This window comes from Gordonia sp. CPCC 205333, assembly GCF_048537885.1.
GTDB lineage: Bacteria > Actinomycetota > Actinomycetes > Mycobacteriales > Mycobacteriaceae > Gordonia.
Genome location: NZ_JBCLVI010000005.1, coordinates 305,053 through 326,438 on the forward strand (window position 1 = coordinate 305,053; position 21,386 = coordinate 326,438).

16 protein-coding genes are annotated in these 21,386 nt (G+C 62.6%); 10 read left to right on the plus strand and 6 right to left on the minus strand.

Annotated elements, in window-relative coordinates; translation table 11 throughout:
* Nucleotides 1-70: 70 nt before the first annotated feature.
* Nucleotides 71-691: a hypothetical protein gene (locus AAFP29_RS19245; protein ID WP_419219015.1), complete on the minus strand. Its 621-nt coding sequence runs from the start codon at nucleotides 689-691 to the stop codon at nucleotides 71-73.
* Nucleotides 691-1,113 carry a hypothetical protein gene (locus tag AAFP29_RS19250; protein WP_419219016.1) on the minus strand — a complete coding sequence of 141 codons (423 nt, stop codon included), beginning with the start codon at nucleotides 1,111-1,113 and terminating at the stop codon, nucleotides 691-693. Before AAFP29_RS19250 ends, AAFP29_RS19245 begins: the two co-directional genes overlap by 1 nt.
* 219 nt (nucleotides 1,114-1,332) lie before the next feature.
* Here AAFP29_RS19250 and aceE point away from each other — a divergent pair, with 219 nt between their 5' ends.
* The 6 genes from aceE (at nucleotide 1,333) to AAFP29_RS19280 (ending at nucleotide 9,885) form a co-directional block, all read left to right on the plus strand.
* Nucleotides 1,333-4,122 carry a pyruvate dehydrogenase (acetyl-transferring), homodimeric type gene (gene aceE, locus AAFP29_RS19255; protein ID WP_419219017.1) on the plus strand — a complete coding sequence of 930 codons (2,790 nt, stop codon included), beginning with the start codon at nucleotides 1,333-1,335 and terminating at the stop codon, nucleotides 4,120-4,122.
* A 154-nt stretch (nucleotides 4,123-4,276) separates the two neighbouring features.
* A complete protein-coding gene (locus AAFP29_RS19260) occupies nucleotides 4,277-5,548 on the plus strand; it encodes a PucR family transcriptional regulator (RefSeq protein WP_419219018.1) in 1,272 nt (423 codons plus the stop codon).
* Nucleotides 5,549-5,745: 197 nt separating this feature from the next.
* Nucleotides 5,746-6,654 (plus strand): ACP S-malonyltransferase, encoded by a 909-nt coding sequence (locus AAFP29_RS19265; protein ID WP_419219409.1) that lies wholly within the window; start codon nucleotides 5,746-5,748, stop codon nucleotides 6,652-6,654.
* A 149-nt stretch (nucleotides 6,655-6,803) separates the two neighbouring features.
* Nucleotides 6,804-7,115: a meromycolate extension acyl carrier protein AcpM gene (gene acpM, locus AAFP29_RS19270; RefSeq protein WP_419219019.1), complete on the plus strand. Its 312-nt coding sequence runs from the start codon at nucleotides 6,804-6,806 to the stop codon at nucleotides 7,113-7,115.
* Nucleotides 7,112-8,380, plus strand: a complete 1,269-nt coding sequence (locus tag AAFP29_RS19275) for a KasA/KasB family beta-ketoacyl-ACP synthase (RefSeq protein ID WP_419219020.1) — start codon at nucleotides 7,112-7,114, stop codon at nucleotides 8,378-8,380. The genes acpM and AAFP29_RS19275 overlap by 4 nt, the downstream gene beginning before the upstream one ends.
* Nucleotides 8,381-8,433: 53 nt before the next feature.
* Entirely contained in the window at nucleotides 8,434-9,885 is a 1,452-nt protein-coding gene (locus AAFP29_RS19280) for an acyl-CoA carboxylase subunit beta (protein ID WP_419219021.1), read from the plus strand.
* 148 nt (nucleotides 9,886-10,033) lie between these two features.
* On the opposite strand, the gene AAFP29_RS19285 is transcribed toward AAFP29_RS19280, so the two are convergent.
* Nucleotides 10,034-10,627 carry a TetR/AcrR family transcriptional regulator gene (locus tag AAFP29_RS19285; RefSeq protein ID WP_419219022.1) on the minus strand — a complete coding sequence of 198 codons (594 nt, stop codon included), beginning with the start codon at nucleotides 10,625-10,627 and terminating at the stop codon, nucleotides 10,034-10,036.
* A 148-nt stretch (nucleotides 10,628-10,775) separates the two neighbouring features.
* Here AAFP29_RS19285 and AAFP29_RS19290 point away from each other — a divergent pair, with 148 nt between their 5' ends.
* The 4 genes from AAFP29_RS19290 (at nucleotide 10,776) to AAFP29_RS19305 (ending at nucleotide 16,345) form a co-directional block, all read left to right on the plus strand.
* Nucleotides 10,776-11,855: a cytochrome P450 gene (locus tag AAFP29_RS19290; RefSeq protein WP_419219410.1), complete on the plus strand. Its 1,080-nt coding sequence runs from the start codon at nucleotides 10,776-10,778 to the stop codon at nucleotides 11,853-11,855.
* The gene (locus AAFP29_RS19295) at nucleotides 11,852-13,303 is read left to right on the plus strand and encodes an ABC1 kinase family protein (protein ID WP_419219023.1); all 1,452 of its coding nucleotides are present in this window, start codon (nucleotides 11,852-11,854) and stop codon (nucleotides 13,301-13,303) included. The genes AAFP29_RS19290 and AAFP29_RS19295 overlap by 4 nt, the downstream gene beginning before the upstream one ends.
* 141 nt (nucleotides 13,304-13,444) lie before the next feature.
* Nucleotides 13,445-15,589, plus strand: a complete 2,145-nt coding sequence (locus AAFP29_RS19300; protein WP_419219024.1) for a M64 family metallopeptidase — start codon at nucleotides 13,445-13,447, stop codon at nucleotides 15,587-15,589.
* A gap of 30 nt (nucleotides 15,590-15,619) precedes the next feature.
* Nucleotides 15,620-16,345, plus strand: coding sequence for a hypothetical protein (locus tag AAFP29_RS19305; protein WP_419219025.1), 726 nt, complete (start codon nucleotides 15,620-15,622; stop codon nucleotides 16,343-16,345).
* 5 nt (nucleotides 16,346-16,350) lie between these two features.
* Here the strand turns inward: AAFP29_RS19305 and AAFP29_RS19310 are convergent, their stop codons facing one another.
* From AAFP29_RS19310 to AAFP29_RS19320, 3 genes are all read right to left on the minus strand, one after another.
* The gene (locus AAFP29_RS19310) at nucleotides 16,351-16,872 is read right to left on the minus strand and encodes a DUF3145 domain-containing protein (protein ID WP_419219026.1); all 522 of its coding nucleotides are present in this window, start codon (nucleotides 16,870-16,872) and stop codon (nucleotides 16,351-16,353) included.
* A gap of 148 nt (nucleotides 16,873-17,020) precedes the next feature.
* A complete protein-coding gene (locus AAFP29_RS19315) occupies nucleotides 17,021-18,760 on the minus strand; it encodes an ABC transporter ATP-binding protein (protein WP_419219027.1) in 1,740 nt (579 codons plus the stop codon).
* On the minus strand, nucleotides 18,757-21,360 hold the full coding sequence (locus AAFP29_RS19320; RefSeq protein WP_419219028.1) for an ABC transporter ATP-binding protein/permease: 2,604 nt from the start codon (nucleotides 21,358-21,360) through the stop codon (nucleotides 18,757-18,759). The genes AAFP29_RS19315 and AAFP29_RS19320 overlap by 4 nt, the downstream gene beginning before the upstream one ends.
* Nucleotides 21,361-21,386 lie beyond the last annotated feature (26 nt).

Below are 21,386 nucleotides of genomic sequence, written 5' to 3' on the forward strand. Positions count from 1 at the left end.
CGCGCAACTTCGGTTACCCGAACAGCCTAGAGCCTTCACCGCCACTACGAGTAGTCGCGGGCGAAATATCTCAACTCGGCGCCGCCGGAACCGATGTACTCGGCCGACTGATCGACGTCGATGGCGCAGTTTTCGACGACGTCGGCACCTTCCTTGGAGTGGATCTGGGGGTGGTCGACGCCGCTGGAATATAGCGGGCACACAAGTCGATAGTGGCCTGCCGTTCACGCGTCCACACCGCCGCTACGGAATTGAGCTGCGCACTCTGCTTGGCACCGATGAGATTGTTCAGTGACGCACCCGCGGACAGGAATTCACGAACGGAGTCGGCTAGGTCTGCGGGCAGGTCGTCGGTAACCTTCGGTCGAATCTCATTGGCGCCCAACGCGAGCTGTTCGCGCGCCTTGGTATCGAGTCCACGCACCTTCGCATAACTCTGAGTTTTGTTGAGCGCCTTGATGAATGCGTTGTACTCACGCACCATCGAAGCCATCGACGGGATCGCTTGCTCGCACAGGGCGATAGCCTGCGCACGCGAGCGCACCGCAGCGATCGAACTCTGCTCGGCCCGGTAGGCCGAAACCTGATTCGACGGCGCCGACGCAGTGCCGTCGACCGTCTGACACCCAACGACCGACGTCACCGCACCTACGCTGAGCATCGTCGCGAGTATCACACGGATTGACTTCATCAACCCGCCAAGCCGTGTTGTCGAGCCAACGCCTTGACCCGATTCAATTCGGAAATATTGCCGAAAATGGCTATCCAGTTGTAGATCAACGCCGAAATTATGCCCCACCAACCCAATGTCAGGCAGTGCGTCTGGGCATTCCAGAAGGCTTTGCGGACGTCGTCATATGTTCCGGTGACAGGCGTGTCGCTCCACTGCGCGAAGATGATCAATCCGGTGTGCTTGCGGAATTTCGCCTGGAATATTCCGGGCGGCGGCACAGTGCCGAACTGCTGCGGCGAGTATGGCTGGGCATATCCCTGAGGGTGCGGGTATCCGGGATGGGGTGAGTACCCCTGTGGCATAGGCGATTGCGCGGCGGGATATCCGGTGCCGGGATACGGTGATCCGGCGGGCGGCTGCCCGTAGTGCGGGTCAGTCATGGGTATGGAGGTCCCCTCGTGTACGACTCCCATTGCAGGTAGTGTGCCAGCCACCTTAACTCCCACGTGTCAGTGACGAAAGATTCGCCACACGACGCACAGGATGTCGGTGACTTGCGGCACCATAGCTAGTAAGCACGCGCCAGATCACCCGTACTGGTTCGTGTCGATCCACCTGCCGTCCCACCACAATGCGGTCGGCTTCGATTCAACAGAACAGTGAGATCCATCGTGGGCGACCAGCCGACCGATCCAGCAACCACACCAGCCGCCAAGCGAGTACGCGTCATCCGCGAAGGTGTCGCGTCATATTTGCCTGATATCGATCCGGCCGAAACCTCCGAATGGTTGTCGTCGCTGGACGGGCTGATCGAATCGGCCGGGCCGGCACGTGCGCGCTATCTGATGCTGCGACTGCTAGAACGAGCCGGCGAACAGCATGTGTCGATCCCGTCGCTGATGTCGACCGATTACGTCAATACCATCCCCACCGAGAACGAGCCATGGTTCCCCGGAGACGAGGACACCGAACGTCGTTTCCGTGCGTTCATCCGCTGGAACGCCGCCATCATGGTTCACCGCGCACAACGCCCCGGCGTCGGCGTCGGCGGACACATTTCGACCTACGCATCGTCGGCGTCCCTATACGAGGTCGGTTTCAACCACTTCTTCCGTGGTCAAGATCATCCGAGCGGCGGCGATCAGATCTTCATTCAGGGGCACGCGTCGCCGGGTATATATGCCCGCGCCTACCTCGAAGGTCGGATCGACGAGCACCGCATGGACGGCTTCCGGCAGGAACACAGTCACGCCGGCCTGGGCGGCGGCCTGCCGTCGTACCCACATCCCCGCCTGATGCCCGAGTTCTGGCAGTTCCCAACGGTATCGATGGGCCTCGGCCCGATGAATGCCATCTATCAGGCGCGGTTCAATCACTATCTGCACGACCGCGGCATTCGCGACACCTCTGATCAGCACACTTGGGCGTTCCTCGGCGACGGCGAGATGGACGAGCCCGAATCACGCGGCCTACTGCACGTCGCGGCGACCGAAGGACTCGACAATCTGACCTTCGTGGTCAACTGCAACCTGCAACGCCTCGACGGACCAGTACGCGGCAACGGCAAAATCATTCAGGAGCTCGAATCCTTCTTCCGCGGAGCGGGCTGGAACGTCATCAAGGTCGTGTGGGGACGCGAGTGGGACTCGCTGCTCCACGCCGACCGCGACGGCGCACTGGTCAACCTGATGAACTCCACCCCCGACGGTGACTACCAGACCTACAAGGCCAACGACGGCGCGTTCGTCCGCGAACACTTCTTCGGCCGGGATCCGCGAACCAAGGAACTGGTGAAAGACCTCACCGATCCGCAGATCTGGAATCTGAAGCGCGGCGGTCATGATTACCGCAAGATCTATGCCGCCTACGCTGCGGCGATGTCACATAAGGGGCAACCGACGGTCATCCTCGCGAAGACCATCAAGGGATACACCCTGGGAACGCATTTCGAAGGCCGCAACGCGACCCATCAGATGAAGAAACTGACCCTCGACGACCTCAAGGCGTTCCGCGACACCAACCGGATACCGATCACCGACGCACAACTCGAAGACAATCCCTACCTGCCGCCGTACTACCACCCGGGCGCCGACGCGCCCGAGATCGAATATGCGCTGGCCCGACGCAAGGCGCTGGGCGGATTCCTGCCCAATCGTGCGCCGAAACCCAAATCGCTGCATCCGGACACCTCCAGTGCGCTCAAGGTCGCGGCGAAGGGATCTGGTAAACAGCAGGTCGCCACGACAATGGCGTTGGTCCGCATATTCAAGGACCTCTTGCGTGATCCGGAGATCGGCGATCGCATCGTCCCGATCATTCCCGACGAGGCACGAACCTTCGGGATGGACTCGTGGTTCCCGTCGCTCAAGATCTACAACCGCAACGGCCAGCTCTACACTTCGGTCGACGCCCAGTTGATGCTCGCCTACAAGGAGAGCTCCATCGGACACATCCTGCACGAGGGCATCAATGAGGCCGGCTCTGCCGCGTCCTTTACCGCGGTCGGGACGTCGTATGCGACTCAGCAAGAGCCGATGATCCCGCTCTACATCTTCTACTCGATGTTCGGGTTTCAGCGCACCGGCGACAGCCTCTGGGCCGCCGCCGATCAGATGGCTCGCGGCTTCGTGATCGGTGCGACTGCCGGTCGCACCACACTCACCGGCGAGGGCTTACAGCACGCCGACGGCCATTCACCATTGCTGGCCGCGACCAATCCGGGCGTCGTGGCATACGACCCGGCCTTCGCTTACGAGCTGGCCCACATCGTCGACGATGGCCTGCGCAGGATGTACGGCGACTCGCCAGAGAATGTCTACTTCTACATCACCGTCTACAACGAACCGTTTACGCAGCCGGCCCGGCCGGAGAATCTCGACGTCGCGGGTCTCCTCAAGGGCATCTACCGATTCGCGGACGCTGATTCGAGTAAGCAGTACCCCGCGAACATTCTGGTGTCGGGCGTGACCATGCCTGACGCGCTGCGCGCTCAGCAGTTACTGGCCGAGGAATGGAATGTCGGGGCATCGGTGTACTCGGTGACTTCGTGGAGTGAACTCGCCCGCGATGGCCTGCGCGCTGACCGGGAGGAATTGCGCGAGCCCAGTGCCACCGTCACACAGCCCTATCTCACCGAAGCGCTCGCCGACGTCGCCGGCCCGTTTGTCGCGGTCAGCGACTATATGCGCGGCGTACCCGAACAGATTCGCGCATATGTGCCGGGCACCTACCTCACGTTGGGAACGGACGGCTTCGGATTCTCCGATACTCGCCCTGCCGCCCGTCGCTTCTTCAACGTCGACGCCGAGTCGATAGTGGTGGCGACTCTGCTGGCGCTGGCGCGCGACGGCCACATCGAACGTACGGTCGCCGCGGCCGCCGCCGAGAAATATCAGATCACCGACGTCGGTGCGGCACCGATTTCCCTGGCGGACACCGGCAGCGCGTAGCCAGAAGGCCCTCGTCTCGGCCGAACCAACTGGAAATGTCCCCGTGACGCGAGCGGGCGGCGATATGGCGCCTGCTCACGTCACCGGGACATTTTCAGTCGTGACTTGACGTCGGGTCAGCTGTGGTGGGCGGCGGGGAGACTAGATTGAAATGATGTCCGACGCCCGCATCAACCAGCAGCCACCCAGCATGGACGTCTTCGGTGAACGTGGCGCGCACGTGCCGGCACCGGCGACGGTCCACGACGCGCTGCCCGACACCCTGTTGCGCCGCGTCAAGCAGTACAGCGGACGCCTGGCTACCGAGGCTGTTCATTCGATGTCGGATCAACTCCCCTACTTCAGTGACCTCGACGCCGCTCAACGCGCGAGCGTCCAGCTGGTTGTGCAGACCGCGGTCGTGAACTTCGTCGAGTGGATTCAGGACCCCGAAGGGAACGTCAAGTTCACCGTCCAGGCGTTCCAGGTTGTGCCACAGGATTTGGCGCGGCGCATCACCCTGTTGCAGACCGTCGAGATGGTCCGCGTCGCGATGGAATTCTTCGAGAAGTGGCTGCCACTGCTGGCCCGCAACGACGCTCAGCTGCGGGCATTGACCGAATCGGTGCTGCGGTATGGCCGCGAGATCGGCTTCGCGGCGGCGTCGATCTACGCATCGGCGGCCGAGTCACGCGGTGCGTGGGACTCCCGATTGGAGGCACTCGTCGTCGACGCGGTGGTCCGTGGAGATACCGGATCCCAATTGTTATCGCGTGCCGCCGCGCTCAACTGGGATTCTGATGCGCCGGCGACAGTCATCGTCGGAACACCTCCACCCGAGCAAAATGTGTCGGTACCACTGGCCATCCACAACACCGCCAAACAATACGACCGATCCGCGCTATCGGTGGTGCAAGGCTCATTTCTGGTCGCGATCGTGAGCGGGTCGGTCCGGTCAACCGAACGCTTCATGAGCGACCTACTCGACCACTTCGCCGACGCGCCGGTCGTTATTGGACCGACAACACCCAATCTCAGCACCGCGCATTCAAGCGCCGTCGAGGCAATGGCCGCGATCGAAGCAGTCGCCGGCTGGCCGGGCGCACCGCGTCCGGTACATAGTCTGGAGTTGCTGCCCGAACGTGCCCTCAACGGAGACGAAACGGCGACCAAGGCTCTCATCGACTCGGTGACCACCCCGCTGTCGAAGGGCGGCGAAACGCTCAACACGACCCTGGAGACCTACCTAGACACCGGCGGATCCGTCGAAGCGTGCGCGCGCGAACTGTTCGTTCATCCAAATACTGTGCGCTATCGACTAAAAAAGATCGCCGAAATGACCCGACGTGACGCAACTAACCCTCGAGATGCTTACGTCTTGCGGGTGGCGACAACTATTGGACGATTGACACAGTTCAAGCAAAAAATGCGTTCACACGTCACATGAGTCACACTCGTAACCGTCGGGTAAGTTGCGTTCGCGCAGTTGAGGCCGGTTTGGACTCATTTTGGTAACGAGTCACAGGGTGATGACAGGGGCAGCACACCTAGACCCAAGTTTGTAGGAATCCCACAAAGACGCGCCCCAAGGTTCATCGAGCCCAACACCCACGAAAAGGGGTCCGAGGGTGTTTTCTAATGAACGTGCTTTCCTTGCTTGCGCCCGGACAGGGCTCTCAGACCCCCGGCATGCTCACCCCATGGCTCGAGCTGGCCGGTGCTCGTGACCAATTGGCCACGTGGTCGAAGCAGATCAGTCTCGATCTGGAACGCCTCGGCACCACAGCGACCGCCGACGAAATCACCGACACGTCCATCACCCAGCCGCTCGTAGTGGCAGCGGCCTTGCTCGCCTATGACGAGCTCGCCAAGCGCCATTCAATCCCCTCGGACACCATCGTCGCCGGCCATTCGGTAGGCGAACTCGCCGCTGCCGCAGTCAGCGGTGTCATCTCCGCAGACGAAGCCGTCGCACTTGCCGCGATCCGCGGTGCCGAGATGGCCAAGGCCTGCGCACTGGAACCCACCACCATGGCCGCCGTCCTCGGCGGCGACGAAGAGCAAGTGCTCGCGCGCCTCGCCGAACTCGATCTCGTGCCAGCCAACCGCAACGCGGTCGGCCAGATCGTCGCGGCCGGCAAAGCCGAGGCGATCGATGAATTGATCGCCACTCCCCCCGAGCGCGCCCGAATCCGAAAACTAGCCGTCGCGGGTGCCTTCCACACGAAGTTCATGGCTCCCGCCCAAGATGCCGTCGCCAAAGCTGCGGCCAATATCACACCGTCAGATCCAATATTCACTCTTTTGTCGAATTCCGACGGCCAGCCTGTAACAAATGGGGCCGAAGCTCTGACAAAACTAGTAGCGCAGGTGACCAGCCCCGTCCGCTGGGATCTGTGTTCGGTGTCCATGCGCGACGCTGGCACTGACGCCATCATCGAATTGCCGCCGGCCGGAACCTTGGTCGGGATCGCCAAACGCGAACTCAAGGGCACACCGACGCGGGCGTTGAAAACACCCGACGACCTGTCGGCCATCACTGAACTTGGATAAGCGGTCGCGGACCACAGTCCGCGGCCCCCGGACCGCCGGAGACTCTCCGGTGAATCCAAGCGGCTTCACAGCCGCCCGGAAGTACTAACCAGTACATATGACAAGCGCGCTCTGATTGCCAGAGCACAAATCGAGAAGGGAGCCACGCCGTGGCCGCCACCCAGGAAGATCTCATCGCCGGCATCGCCGAGATCATCGAAGAAGTAACCGGCATCGAGCCGTCCGAGGTGACGATGGAGAAGTCCTTCGTTGACGACTTGGACATCGACTCGCTGTCGATGGTGGAGATCGCCGTTCAGACCGAGGACAAGTACGGCGTGAAGATCCCCGACGAAGACCTCGCCGGCCTGCGTACCGTCGGCGACGCCGTCGGTTACATCCAGAAGCTCGAGTCGGAGAACCCCGAGGCCGCCGCGGCAATCGCCGCCAAGGTCGCCGAGGACAAGAAAGCTGGCGCGTGACCGCGTCGCTCCGCGACTACTCCACTCTGGGAGGCAACTTCCCCAGCGTGGTGGTGACCTCTATGGTCGCCACCACTTCGCTGGGCGTCGACCTCGACGCGACGTGGGACGGACTTCTTGCCGGTAAGTCAGGCATTCGTGCACTGACCGACGACTTCGTCACGCAGTACGGTGAGCTGCCCTGCCGCATCGGTGGGCGCCTCCTGCAAGACCCGTCCACCGAAGTCACCCGAGTCGAGGCTCGCCGGATGGCGTATGTCGAGCGGATCGCACACGTGATGAGCAAGCGCCTTTGGGCGCAAGCTGGCGAGCCGGAGGTCGACAAAGACCGTCTGGCCGTCGTCCTCGGGACCGGTCAAGGCGGCGGCGACGCAATGGTCGACGCCGTCAAAGCGATCGAGACCAGCGGCAATTACCGCAAGGTTTCGCCGCTGGCGGTATCGATGGCCATGCCAAACGGACCAGCAGCGGTCACCGGACTCAACATCGGCGCTCGCGGTGGTGTGATTACCCCGGTGTCAGCGTGTTCGTCGGGCGCAGAAGCCATCGCACATGCGTGGCGTCACATCGTGATGGGCGACGCCGACATGGTTGTCACCGGTGGAGTCGAAGGCCACATCGATGCAATCCCGATCGCGGCGTTCTCGATGATGCGTGCGATGAGCACGCGTAACGAGGACCCGGCGGCGGCTTCGCGGCCATTCGACAAAGATCGCGACGGATTCGTGTTCGGCGAGGCCGCGGCGATGCTGATCCTCGAACGTGAGGAGCACGCTGTCGCCCGTGGTGCACATATCCATGCTCGTGTCCTCGGTAGTGGCATCACGTCAGACGGTTTCCACCTCGTGGCACCCGACCCCAGCGGTCAGGGCAATGCACGTGCGATGGCCCGTGCGATCCAGACCGCCGGACTGACCAAGGCCGACATCGCGTTTGTAAACGCGCATGCGACTTCGACCTCCATCGGCGACACCGCCGAGGCAGTCGGGATCAAGTCGGCAATCGGTGACCAGGCTGCGGTGTACGCACCGAAGTCCGCTTTGGGTCACTCCATCGGCGCGGTGGGAGCACTGGAATCAGTGCTGACCATCAAGTCGGTTGAAGAAGGCGTTATCCCGCCCACTCTGAACCTGGAAAACCAGGATCCCGAGTGTGACATCGATGTCGTCCACGGCGAACCTCGCTACGGACAGATCGATTACGCCATCAACAACTCGTTCGGATTCGGCGGCCACAACGTCGCCATCGCATTCGGACGCTACTGAATCCCACTACGCGATAAGTCACCCAGCTACACCCACAGATACAGGAGAGAGCGATGACCACATTGGCTCCCATCACCGGCCATGAGGAAGCGGCAGATCCCCGTGATCCGCTGTTGCGCTTGACCAACTTCTTCGACGAAGGCTCGATGTCCCTGCTGCACCCCCGCGACAAGTCGGGTGTACAGGCGGCCATCGGTTTGGTCAACGGTGTTCGCACCGTCTCGTACTGCACTGACGGCACCGTGATGGGCGGTGCCATGGGTGTGGTTGGGTGTGCCCATATCGTCAACTCGATCGACACCGCCATCGCCGAACAGGCCCCCGTGGTCGGTATCTGGCATTCCGGCGGTGCCCGACTGGCTGAAGGCGTCGAGGCTCTGCACGCCGTCGGTCAGGTCTTCGAGGCGATGGTTCGCGCATCGGGTTATGTCCCCCAGATTTCGGTTGTCGTCGGCTTCGCCGCCGGCGGCGCCGCGTACGGCCCGGCTCTGACTGACATCGTGATCATGGCGCCGGCCGGCCGGGTATTCGTCACCGGCCCCGATGTCGTCAAGAGTGTCACCGGCGAGCAGGTCGACATGGAGTCACTTGGCGGCCCGCTGACCCACGGTAAGAAGTCCGGCGTCAGCCACATCACCGCCGATTCCGAGCCCGACGCACTGTGGCGCGCACGTCGCCTGGTGTCGACGTTCAGCCAGCAGGGGCATTTCAACCGGGAGAAGGCCGAGGCAGGCGACACCGACCTCAAGGCACTTCTGCCCGAGTCCAACCGTCGCGCATACGACGTCCACCCGGTGATCGGGCAGCTGCTCGACACCGAGTTGGCGGCCGACGGCGAGACCGAGATCTCCAGCTTCGAGGAGATCCAGGCCAAGTACGCTCCCAATATCGTCGTCGGATTCGGCCGTCTGTCCGGTCGCAGCGTAGGCGTCATCGCCAACAACCCGTTGCGGATGGGCGGCTGCCTCAACTCGCTGTCCGCGGAGAAGGCCGCGCGCTTCGTGCGCCTATGCGACGCGTTCGGTATCCCGCTGATCGTCGTCACCGACGTTCCCGGCTACCTGCCCGGCGTCGGGCAAGAGTGGGACGGCGTGGTGCGTCGTGGCGCTAAATTGCTTCACGCGTTCGCCGAGTGCACAGTCCCCCGCGTCACGCTGGTGACCCGTAAGATCTACGGCGGCGCCTATATCGCGATGAACTCGCGCGCACTCGGTGCGACGGCCGTATTCGCTTGGCCCGGTTCGGAAGTCGCCGTTATGGGTGCCAAGGCCGCGGTCGGCATCCTGCATAAGAAGGCGCTCGCCGCTGCCCCCGAGGACGAGCGTGAAGCACTGCATGAACGTCTGGCCGTCGAGCATGAGGCCATCGCTGGCGGCGTTGGTCGCGCACAGTCGATCGGCGTCGTCGATGAGATCATCGACCCAGCGGTGACGCGTTCGAAGATCGCCGAGGCGCTGGCTTCGGCTCCGGCTCGGCGCGGCCGACACAAGAACATCCCGTTGTGAGTTAACTACTCACCGACCAATCGTGGCCCTCGGCAGAATTGTCGGGGGCCACGTTGCGTCTGTTGATTGAAATCGGTGCGCTCGACGCCCGCCGAGGGAACATTCACCCCACGTCGCCGGTCAGCGCAGAGTGCAGCGGCGATACCGCCTAAAGGCCCTCTACCCGCGCGGCAACCATCGTCACCCACTCCCCGATAAGCACATCGTTGTCGATCGAAAACGGCTGTGCACCAAGGAATTGCGGCATCATCCGGTGTGCGAGCAACGCGTTGAGGGCGACGGCGGCCACCCCTTGCGCAACATGTCGGTCGGCGTGCGGAGCTTTGCGCAGAATCCATTCAGTCATCCCCGCATACGATTCCCCCAGCAGTTTCGCCAACGTATCCGCCAGCTTTCTCGGCCGGTCGCGCAATTCTGACGACACGATCCGCAATAATTGCGCCTCTTCGTCAATAACACTCAATGTGTAGCGGCAAAGCACCGTCAATTCCGAGCGAAGATCGGTCAGCCCCTCGAAGATCTGCCGAATATCACGCAGAGCGTTCATCCGATCGAGCTGCCGGTCGATCCCCGCCTCGAGCAAGCTCTCTTTGGATCGAAAATGGTGATAGAGCCCGCCAGATCCCGGCGTGAGACCAGCGGCCTCCTCGATCTGCGCGACGCTGGTGGCGCGATACCCCTGCTCGCCGAATAGGCGCATCGCCTCGTCGATCAGTCTGTCCCGAGTGGCCAAAGAGCCCATTGACGCCTCCTAAGTGCTCACTTAGTATAGGCGCAATGGGGGTCCTAAGTGAATACTTAGGCGAAGGAGGCCAGCTATGACCGACACGATCGACGTACAACACACGCGTCCCGACGCGGTGCGCTACCACCATGGCGCCGAGGCCTGGATCATCTCCGGCTATCACGAGGCACGAACCGTCCTCACCGGTCGCGGCTGGTCGAGCGACCCCCTTGCATCACAAGCGAATCGGGACGCGGCGCGTGACGTCGGCCTCACCGAATTCCCCCTCGCCAAGACCATGCTGCTGCTCGACGGCTCCGAGCACACCAGGGTCCGAAACTCAGTTCGCGACGTCTTTACCCCCGGATATATCGCGCAATTGCGGCCCGCTGTCGAATCGGTCGCGGCCGACATCATCGAATCCGTCCCGACCGGCACGCCCTTCGACTTCATGTCCCAAGTGGCACAACCTTTTCCGATCACAGTCATTGCCGAATGGCTCGGCCTTGATCTCCCGAGTGCCGCCACGCTGTGGCAAGAGGTGCCGACGCTCATTCGCGCGCTCGACGCCGCTTTCGACCCCGAGACCCTCCCGGCGACGGCCGCGGCCTTCACCTCACTCGTCGCCGAATTCCTCCCGCTGGCCGCCCGACGTCGCGCCGAGCCGCAGGACGATCTACTGAGCTTGCTCGCCACCGACCCGTCATTAGACCTCGAGGAAGTGGTTGTCAACGCGATCCTGCTCGCGATAGCCGGACACGAGACAACCGCAAACCTGTTGGGCGCAGCGGTCATTCGCCTCTTCAGCAGCACCGATGGTCGCCGACCGATCGACGACCTTGATGTTGACGACCCTCGCATCGTCACCGAACTCCTCCGGCTCGACGGTCCCGCACAGTCGGTCACACGAGTCGCCACCCAATCGCATACCTTTGGCGACCACACCATCGCACCGGGTGATGCCGTCGCAGTCGACATCGCAGCCGCCAACCGAGATCCCCACATCTTCGACGATCCGGAGTGTTTCGTGATCGACCGTGATCGACCGCCGCCGCATCTGTCCTTCGGATTCGGCGCTCACCGATGCATCGGGGCCGCCCTTGCTCAGCTGGAAACCAGTGTGGCACTGCGGCTTCTACTCCAGCGGGACACCGAGATCACCGGGGAGCCCGAACTGCGCGACTCGGCGATCCTGCGCGGCGTCAACTCGTTGCCGATGGTATTTCACAAGGGCGGGACTCAATGATCGACGATCACACCGTGGAGAATCCCACGCGACCGTCCGAAGACCGATTCGGACAGGTGCGGGCGGGTCGGGTACGTCGGACAATCCCGGTCGTCGGCTTCGCGGCGCGCGCAGCCGGCGGTCGTCTCGCCGCTGGATTGCGTGAACGCACTGGCGAGAGCGGCGCTATCGACGAGTTTCATCAGCGGACCGCGCAACGGTATGCCGACTTACTCGGTCATTCCAAAGGTGTGTTGATGAAGGCTGGACAACTGCTCTCGACATACCAGATGGAAGTGTCTGACGCCGGCCCCTTCGCCGTGTATCAGCAAGCGCTGGAACGACTTCAGGCAGATGCGCCACCGATGGACGCGACCACCGCACGAGAGACCATCGAAGCAGAACTTGGCAAACCTGTCGATGAACTCTTCGAGCGATTTTCACCTGAGCCGATCGCGGCCGCCTCCATCGGGCAAGTTCATGAGGCATGGCTGCCCGACGGCCGTCACGTCGCGGTGAAAGTTCAGTATCCCGGTGTCGCGCAGGCGATTCGGGATGATTTGGCCAATACTGAATTGCTAGCGACGTTTATGAGACTCGGAATGTCGCTGACACCGAAGGCGATGCGAACAGATCAGCGCTCGGCCGCGGCCGAGGTAGCCGAACGTATCGCCGAGGAAGTCGACTATCGCCACGAAGCCCGCAGTATCACCAGATTCGCCGATCTCTACCGTGGCCACCCCACCATCCGGATCCCCGACGTCGTGCCCGAACTGTCGACCTCTCGCGTACTGACGATGACCTTCCTCGACGGAATCAGCTGGGCGCAAGCACGATCGGCTGATCAAGACCTGCGCGACCGCTGGGCGCAAACCATCGGTCTGTTCGCTTTCGGCGGCTACCGGCACGGCAATCTGTTCAACGCCGATCCGCATCCGGGTAACTATCGGTTCGGCACCGACGGTTCGGTGGGTTTCGTCGACTTCGGTTGTGTAAAACAGTTTCCCGAGTGGGTTCGACGCTGCATCTTGCGGACCTTCCGCGCCACTATCGATGGTGATCGCGATGAGGTGTTCCGCCTCGCCGAACTCAACGGGTTCGTCCCGACCGACAGTGATCTCACCGCCGATGAAGTATTCAGTTGGTGGAACATGATGTGCGAGACCGTCACCGGACCGCAGCCGCACAGCTTTGTGTCCGACGACAGCGTGAAGGTAATGCGCTCATTCTTCGAAGACGGCCCCGCCGGAGCCGCTGGCCGCAAAATGACCGTCCCCAGCGATTTCGTGATGCTGGCCCGAATCAATCTCGGTATCGATGCCGTCATGGCCGACCTCGGCGCGTGTATCTACACCCTGGAGTTGGCGAACGCCGTCGACGGAATCGGCACTCCGCTGACCGAAGCATTCGGTCAGCATATGAGTTGGGTCCGCGACCGCGGCCTTCGATTCGGGATGGATTTCGACTGAACCGAACCGAGCCTGCTACCCGGACCACGCCACTAACCGCCACCCGTGAACGCGTAGAGCTCTACTCGCGACCGAACAGCGCAGAGGGGCAACCATCGAGGTTGTCCCCAGTCAGCGCAGTACGTCGCAAGGAGAGCATTCATGGCCGACAGTGTGACGGTCCTTCAGGACGTCGGAAGCAGCGGAAAGACCCTCGCGATCCTCGGTGACGGATTCGCCGCGGGCAGCGATCAAACCACCTACAACAACTATGTCCGCGACGTGATACTGAAACAGGTCTTCGGTTCCGGTTACTACAACGAGGACGCCGCCGCCTGGAATATCCGCCGGGTGAATCTGGAGTCCGCGCATTCCGGCGCCAGTACCCGCACCTGGAACCTTCAGGGCACGCCGAGCAACCTCGCCGACGACACTTTCACCGAAAATATCTTCAACACTTCGTTGGGCATCATCTCGAACGGCGAATGGTGGCATAACTGGTTTGAGAACGGCACCAACACTCAGAGTCGAATCGACGCCGCGCTGGCCAAGTGGGCGCCGGGAGCCGATTTCACGCTCATCATCGTCAATTCGACACTGCCCGGCGGACTCCGCAGCGGTTCGGTGCTGAAAGTGACTACGCAAGAAGGGTGGGCGACGATCGCCCACGAAATGGGCCACGGCTTCGGCAATCTCGCCGACGAATATAGCGCGAACGGCAAAGGCGCCTTCACCCTCAGTGACCCCGGCCGTGTGAATGTCACGACCACCACCAAACGCTCATCGGTGAAATGGAACCAATTCATCGCAGGATCCACGCCGGTACCGACCGGAGTCGGTGTCGCGGCAGGGTGGACCGTTGGCACCAAACCGGCCGGCTGGAACGACAGCTCCGACGCCGGACTCTTCGAGGGCGGGCACACCTACGAGACCGGCATCTTCCGTCCAGTCATCAATTGCCGGATGAATAGCAACACCCCCGATTTCTGCCCGATCTGCTACTCCGAGTTGAAAGACACGTATCACCACACCGCCGCACACTCATTCACCCGCACGGTGCCCGGCCGATTCACGTCAAAACTCGGCTCGGAATTCATCGGCGTCGAGAACCGCGCGCTCACGGTGTATCGAGCGGCCGACGTCAAGTGGGAGCACAAACACACGACAGCCGCGATTGTGCCGGGTTCATGGGAGATCCGACCGGGAGACCAGTATTGGGCCGGCGATTTCGACGGTGACGGACGAGATGAACTCGTCGTTTATAACTCAACCGACTGGGTCTTTCCCTACCTCGCTCTGATCAAGATCAACACCGACGGCACCATGCGAGTTCTGGCCCGCTACGACGGTGACATTCCCGGTTGGGGTGGCTTCGCGCGGCACGACACCTTCCTGGTCGGCGATTTCGACGGCGGCGGTCGCGACGACCTGCTGGTCATCAACCTCGACGACTGGTCGATGCCCTATGTGGCCACACTGATTTCGACCGGATCAGGATTCACGCAGACCCGGCGCTACGACGGTGACATACCCGGCTGGGGCGGGCTGGCCCGGCATGACGAGATCATGGTCGCCGATGTCGGCGGCACTGGCCGCCACGACCTCCTCATCTGGAACTCACAGGACTGGTCGAGTGAATACCTCGGCCTATTCCGCAGCCAACGCGGATCATTCCGGTGCATCCGTTTGTGGGAGGACGACATCGCGGGGTGGGGCGGCTTCGCCCGCAACGATCGGTTCTTCGTCGGCGACTTCAACGGCGACGGCAAGGAAGATGTCTACATCTTCAACGGATCAGACTGGGCCAACCCATATCTCGCGATGTTCCGGTCAACCGGCAGCGATTTCGCCTTCACTTGCATTTTCGACGGTGACGTGCCCGGCTGGGGCGGTATGCGCAGTCACGACCGATTCCTGCCCGCTGACCTCACCGGCGACGGAAAAGTCGACCTCTTCGTCTGGAACAGCGCTGATTGGTCGCATAACTACGCCGGCCGGATGATCTCCACCGGCAGCAACTTGGGCGCCGACTTCCGCGAGGACTGGATCGGCGAATGGCATTTGGGTGACGGCGACCGATTCGACCGGGTGCCACAGCGACAGCGGGTGCCACAGCGACAGCGGCTTGGCCCCCGGACCGGCGTATCGGAAGCGATCGTCGTCGGGCCGGTGACTGTCAAGGGGCCCGATCGCATCCTCGTGCATAACGCGGATTGGCTGGGGACCTTCGCCGGCACGACGCCGCTGGTGATGAACAACATCTACAACCGTTGGATTCACAACTATCGGTTCGGTCGGAACTGGTAATCGCACCATTTACCTGAAAAGGGCGTCACAATGAACGAGCACATCGAATACTCGCGCAAGAATCTCAGCCAGGAGTCACCGGGCGGCTCATATCCAGACGGGTTTCCCCGGAATCTCCGCAAGGACGGCCTCACCCCGGCTTTGGCGCGCAGACAACAGACCGGACGTGCCAAGCCAAGCGTTGAGGCATCGCTCGCGCTGCACGGCCCGACAAGCAGACGCAGGGACTGGGGACCACAGGTGCCATTTCGACCGTCGGACACATCATCGCCGCGGAGCCTGCGGCTACGACTTCAGGTGCGCGGCAACCAGATTGACGTGTTGAGCAGCACCGTCGTCGACGTCGGGCCGGCCGACTCGCCAACGATCCGCGGCACGTCATTTCTGGAGGTTCGTGCGAACGGCGTCGTCGTCGCACTGGCCTCGCTGCCCGATCCCGGACTGAGCGTCGGCATTCCCGACGCCCGCGACAACGCCGACGATTTCCGCGGACATCGCATCGTGCAGGACGAATCGTGGGAGGTCGTGGTCCGGGTCCCGGTCGAAATCCTCACCGAACGAGAGGCCGGCGAACTGTCGATATCGATCTACACTGCGACCGAGCATCTGGTGCTCGACACCGCGTCGGAGACAACTCTGAGCCGACGATCACGACGAGTGGAAGAAGTAGCCGCAGGCGGTCCCCTGCGTATCGCCGAACTACCGGGCACCCCGCCGACTGACGAACGCAAGCGGCCGGACCCGACTGCTTCCTAGTGGGTCTATCCGACCCGTTGCCGCAGCCAGGTCACTTCGGCGCCTACGCTGCCCATCCGGTACGGTTCCAACGCCGCATCCCATGCCGTGCCGAGTGCCGCTTCCACGGCACCGGCTAGTCCGACACTGTCGGGCTGTGCGTCGAGCATCGAACGCAGTTCCATCTCGCCAAGGATCACGTCGCCGTTGGCGCTCATCGCTCCGCGCCACAACCCGAGGCCAGGCACATAGCTGAAGCGCTCGCCGTCGACGCCGTCACTGGCGTTCTCGGTCACCTCGAAGCTCACCGCCGACCACTCGCGTAGCGCGTTGACCAGCCGTGCGCCGGTCCCGACCGGGCCAGCCCAGTCAACCGTCGCACGCTGCGTATTAGCGTCGGTCGCTTCCTGCGCCGACCACTTGAGGTTCGCTCGCGCGTTCAAGGTCGACGACAGAGCCCACTCAACATGCGGGCATAGCGCCACCGGCGCCGAGTGGATGTACACCACTCCCGTTGTCATGTCCGCAAACTGGTCTAGGTTGCGCACGGTAGATCACCTCCGGTTTCGACGAGGAACGTCTTCCCCAACACACCTCGTCAGACCGGATATCACATTTCTGGTGTTTATTGTGCCTTATGTTGCCTGTGTTGCGCTAGTTCACGATGTGAATTGGGAGGTCAAAGGTGAGCCAGGTTCACACTTCCTCGGTGATCTTCCATGACGCTGCCGCGCCGCGATGCTCCCAGAAGGTGGCGAATCGGCCACCCGCGGCCAACAACTCGTCAGGCGTGCCCGATTCGACAACCGTCCCGCTCTCAATCACGACAACTCGATCGGCGTTGCGGATACCCGCACGACGATGCGCGACGATCACCCTGGTCCGCTCGTCGTGGGCAGAAAGTGCATCGACCACGGCGCGCTCGTTCTCGTTGTCCAGAGCACTGGTCGCCTCGTCGATCAGGAGGATCGGGGCCGGCTTCAGCATGGCCCGCGCGATGCTCACGCGCTGACGTTCACCACCGGAAAGCAGTGCGCCACCTTCGCCGACCTTCGACGCGACGCCGTCGGGCAGCCGATCAACGATCTCGTCCACGCGGGCGAGCGACCTCGCCCGACCAACCCCATCGGGTGATGCCCCCGGATCGCCGGCGAGGATATTCTCCTCAATCGTGCCCGGCATCAAATGAGGCTGCTGGAATACGACGCTGACGAGTGATCGACGCGCGGCGAGATCAAGGTCCGCCGCGTCGATCCCGTCGATCAGTACCCGGCCAGCGGTCGGTTCATGAAGTCCCGCAACGAGACTCAAGATGGTGCTCTTGCCCGATCCGGACGGGCCGATGATGGCGGTCGCCGCGCCGGCGTCGAGGGTCAGGTTCAGTTCGTCGAGGACAGGGTGTGCCGGATCGCCGTAGTGGAAGCTGACATTCTCGAATTCAATCCGTGGCGCCCGGCCCGGCCGCGCCGGGTGAGCACTGCCCACGGTATCGATCGGAGCTTCCAAGACCGCCCCGATCCGGCGCAGCGTGATGCGGATGGTCTCCAGCCCGCCAGCCAATTCACCGACCACGGTAAACGGCTCCAGGTAGCGCACCGCCACCACAATCAACGCGACCGCCTGTGCCGCGGTGAGATCCCCCCGCACAGTCAGCCACGCGGCGGTCCCGGCAAGCGCGAATAATGCGATCTGGCTTGCCAGACTGAACAGGATCTGACCGGGAATCTGCATCAGAATCAGTCGCAACAGGGCACCGTGCTGGCTCGCGACGGCATCACCGGCCAAACTTCGCTCGGCCCCGCTGCGACGCGCGACGCGCAGCGCGGGCTGCGTCCGAGCGAATTCGATAACTCGCTCAGCTAGTTCCGAATTGGCCTCGTCGGCAACATGATCGGCGCGCTGACTGATCGCGCCGGTGGCCCACAGAGCAGCCAGCATCAGCGGCACCCCGAGCGCCGCGACGATGGCCAACGGCCAGGCGATCGGAATCAGCGCCAAGGCGATCACGATCGGCAACAGCACTGCGCTGAGCAGTGGTACCACCAAATAGATGATCACGCCGACCAAATCCGGACCGGTCGCGGCGATGGCCTGGCGCGCGGTCGCGGTATTTGACGCCGAGAACCAAGTCAGGCGGATCCGCGAGAGACGTTCGGCGACACCGTGTTGCGCACTGCCAAGCAGCGTGAAACCCAGCTCGTAGCTAACCTTCGACGCCGCGCTGTCGGTTACCCACCCGACCAAGGTCGCGACGGTCAACGCACCGACCCACGCAAGCGCGGTGGAGTTCTCGCCGTCGAGCAACGCTGAAATCAGCGGCACTAACATCACCACGCTGACCGCGCGTGCGATCACCGAGACGACGGCCAGTACCAGGAAGCGAGTCAGTCGGGGCCGGCTCTGCGGCGGAAGTAGCGAAAGCAGGGTGCGGATCATCGCTGTGCTCCTGTCGTGGTTGAGTCGGCCACCGAGGACCACATCGATCGATATCGACCGCCGCTGGCGAGCAATTCATCATGTGTCCCCGACTCGACAATTCGCCCACCGTCGAGGACGACGATCGTGTCAGCATCGACGATGGTGTGCAGACGGTGCGCAATCACCAGCACCGTGCGGTTTGCAGCGAGACGGCTGAGCGACTGTTGCACAAGGTATTCCGACTCTGGGTCCGCGAAAGCCGTTGCCTCATCGAGGATCAGGACCGGCGCGTCGGCGAGTAGTGCCCGAGCGATGGACAACCGCTGCTGTTCTCCGCCGGATAGCGCCGCGTCAGGTCCGAGTTCGGTCTCGTACCCGTGCGGCATGGCCACGATCCGCTCATGAATATTGGCCGCGCGTGCCGCAGCCTCGATCCGCTCGCGCGGCGCCTCTGGTGCCGCTAGAGCGATATTCTCCGCGACAGTCGCCCGCACCAGTTGCGTTTGCTGCAGGACAAAGCCGAGATGGCGGTAAAGCTCGTCGGTCTCCAAGGTCGCTATATCGTGACCGCCGATTGCGATACTGCCGGCATCGACGTCGTGGAATCGAGCCAACAAAGCGGCCAATGTCGACTTGCCCGACCCGGACGGCCCGACGAGCGCGGTCACCGTGCCAGGCCGCAGGGTCAGCGAAATATCGTGCAGCACTGGCAGATCCGCACGGTAACCGAAGGTCACGTCGCGGAAATCGACCTGTGCGGCCGGCACCGCGGTCTTGCCCCGCACATCGGCTCTCTCACGTGTGTGCAGTTCAGGTTCTTCGAGGGTCACCGCGATGTCGCGGGCGGCGAGCATGCCGGTGCGTAGACCGCTAAGTCCGTATCCGATGCCGAGAAGCCGCGCGCCGAATGTGGTGCCCAGCAACAGGAATGGCAGCAGATCCAGTGGCGCCGCCCATCCCCAGATTACGAATAGCGTGCCAACGGCGGAGATCAGCCAGAGGAAGGTCGTCGGCCTGGTGACCAGGTCCATCACAGTCTTGGCCTTGATGAACGGCCGCTGCCAGTCTTCGAGGAAGGCGATGTAGTCATCGAGGTTGCGACGGAAACTTGACGCCATCACCCCGCCGAACACCCGAATCACTGGTTGTGCGTTCAGGTAGGACGCCGCTTCGGAATTCATCTTCTCGGCCCACGTCTGCGACAGAGCGATCTTGGTCTCCGACGCGACCACCATGCGCCACATGGTGATTACATAGCCGAGCACCGGGAGCAGCAGGAACAGTGCGATACCCCAGTCGACGGTGAACAAGTACACCAGCACAGCGATCGGCGCGACGACCGCGGCCACCGCGTCGATTACCGAATGGGTGACCAGGTAGTGCAGTGAGAGGGTGCTGTCGGCGACGAGATTCTTGATGCTGCCCGCACTCCGTTCGGAGAACCAGCCGAGCGGCAACTTCGACAGTTTGGTCAGCAGACGCTGCCGCAGGTCGCGGGAGAATCGCGCATCGACTGCGTGTAGCCATAGTTGCAATGCCGACTCCAGCAGCGCTCCGACGCCGATCAAGATCAGCGCGGCGAAACCGACCGACCACAGTTCCGACGATGGCGCGCCGACTGCGAGTCGCCGACCCAATTCGACGAGTAGCACAAAGGGCGCCAAGCCGACTATCGTCACCAACGCCTGCAGTATTCCGGCGACCATGAGCGTGCCTCGCAATGGTGCGAGCAATTTGCCGGCGGCGTTGGCTCGCCATTGACCTTGCACCACTTCGGGTTCGGCCCGATCAGGGGTTCGCGCTGACTCTGCCGAATCAGACGACTCCTGCGGCTCAATGGTTTCCACCACGGGAGCCTGCGCGGCGCTGGCCTCTTCCGGGCCGCGTTCCTTACCCATGGCTTTGCCCTGTGCCCAATAGGCTTGCGCATGGATCTCTGACTTGGGGAATCCGAACTCGCGAAGGCGAGCGCGAATCTCTTTGAGCGAGCCCGATTCTGGTCCCGTCCACGCGTACCAGTTGCTCCAGTCACGCGATTCCAACGATGCCGCCAGCGTGCCCGCGTCGGCGCGTTTTACCCAATGCACGCGTAGACGCGGGTGCGCTGACAGCGGCAGTTCTCGATCGACCGGGTCATGTTCTTCGAGATAGACCTCGACCGGGATCTCTGGCGGCACCACTTCGATTATCGACGAGATCGCCGGCATCGAGGCCGAGTCACCGATGAGCAGATAGCCGGTCGGCCGATTCTCGGCAGGCACCTCGACGGGTTTCGACCCCATCGAAACCACCATCAGGGTGGCGCCGGGTTCAACCTTGGCAGCCCATGCCGATGCCGGACCGGACGGCTCGTGCAGGACAAAGTCGATGGCGAATTCACCGGTGTCCGGATCGGACTCGGAGAAGGTGTAGCCGCGCTGGAACTCAGCACCCTCCTCGTTGGGGAACCAACCGCGGATCCACGCCGTCGGACCCGCCGCAGCCTCGTTGAACAGTGAGTCCGACCGGAACCGGACCCGACGGCAATGGGACGTCAGGTCTACGACATCGAGCACTGTCGCCTCGTGATCGATCGCGCCGAACGCTCGCATGAGCGTTCCCTGAATACCTCGTGCCATGCGTAACCCTCCGATAAGAACCGAGT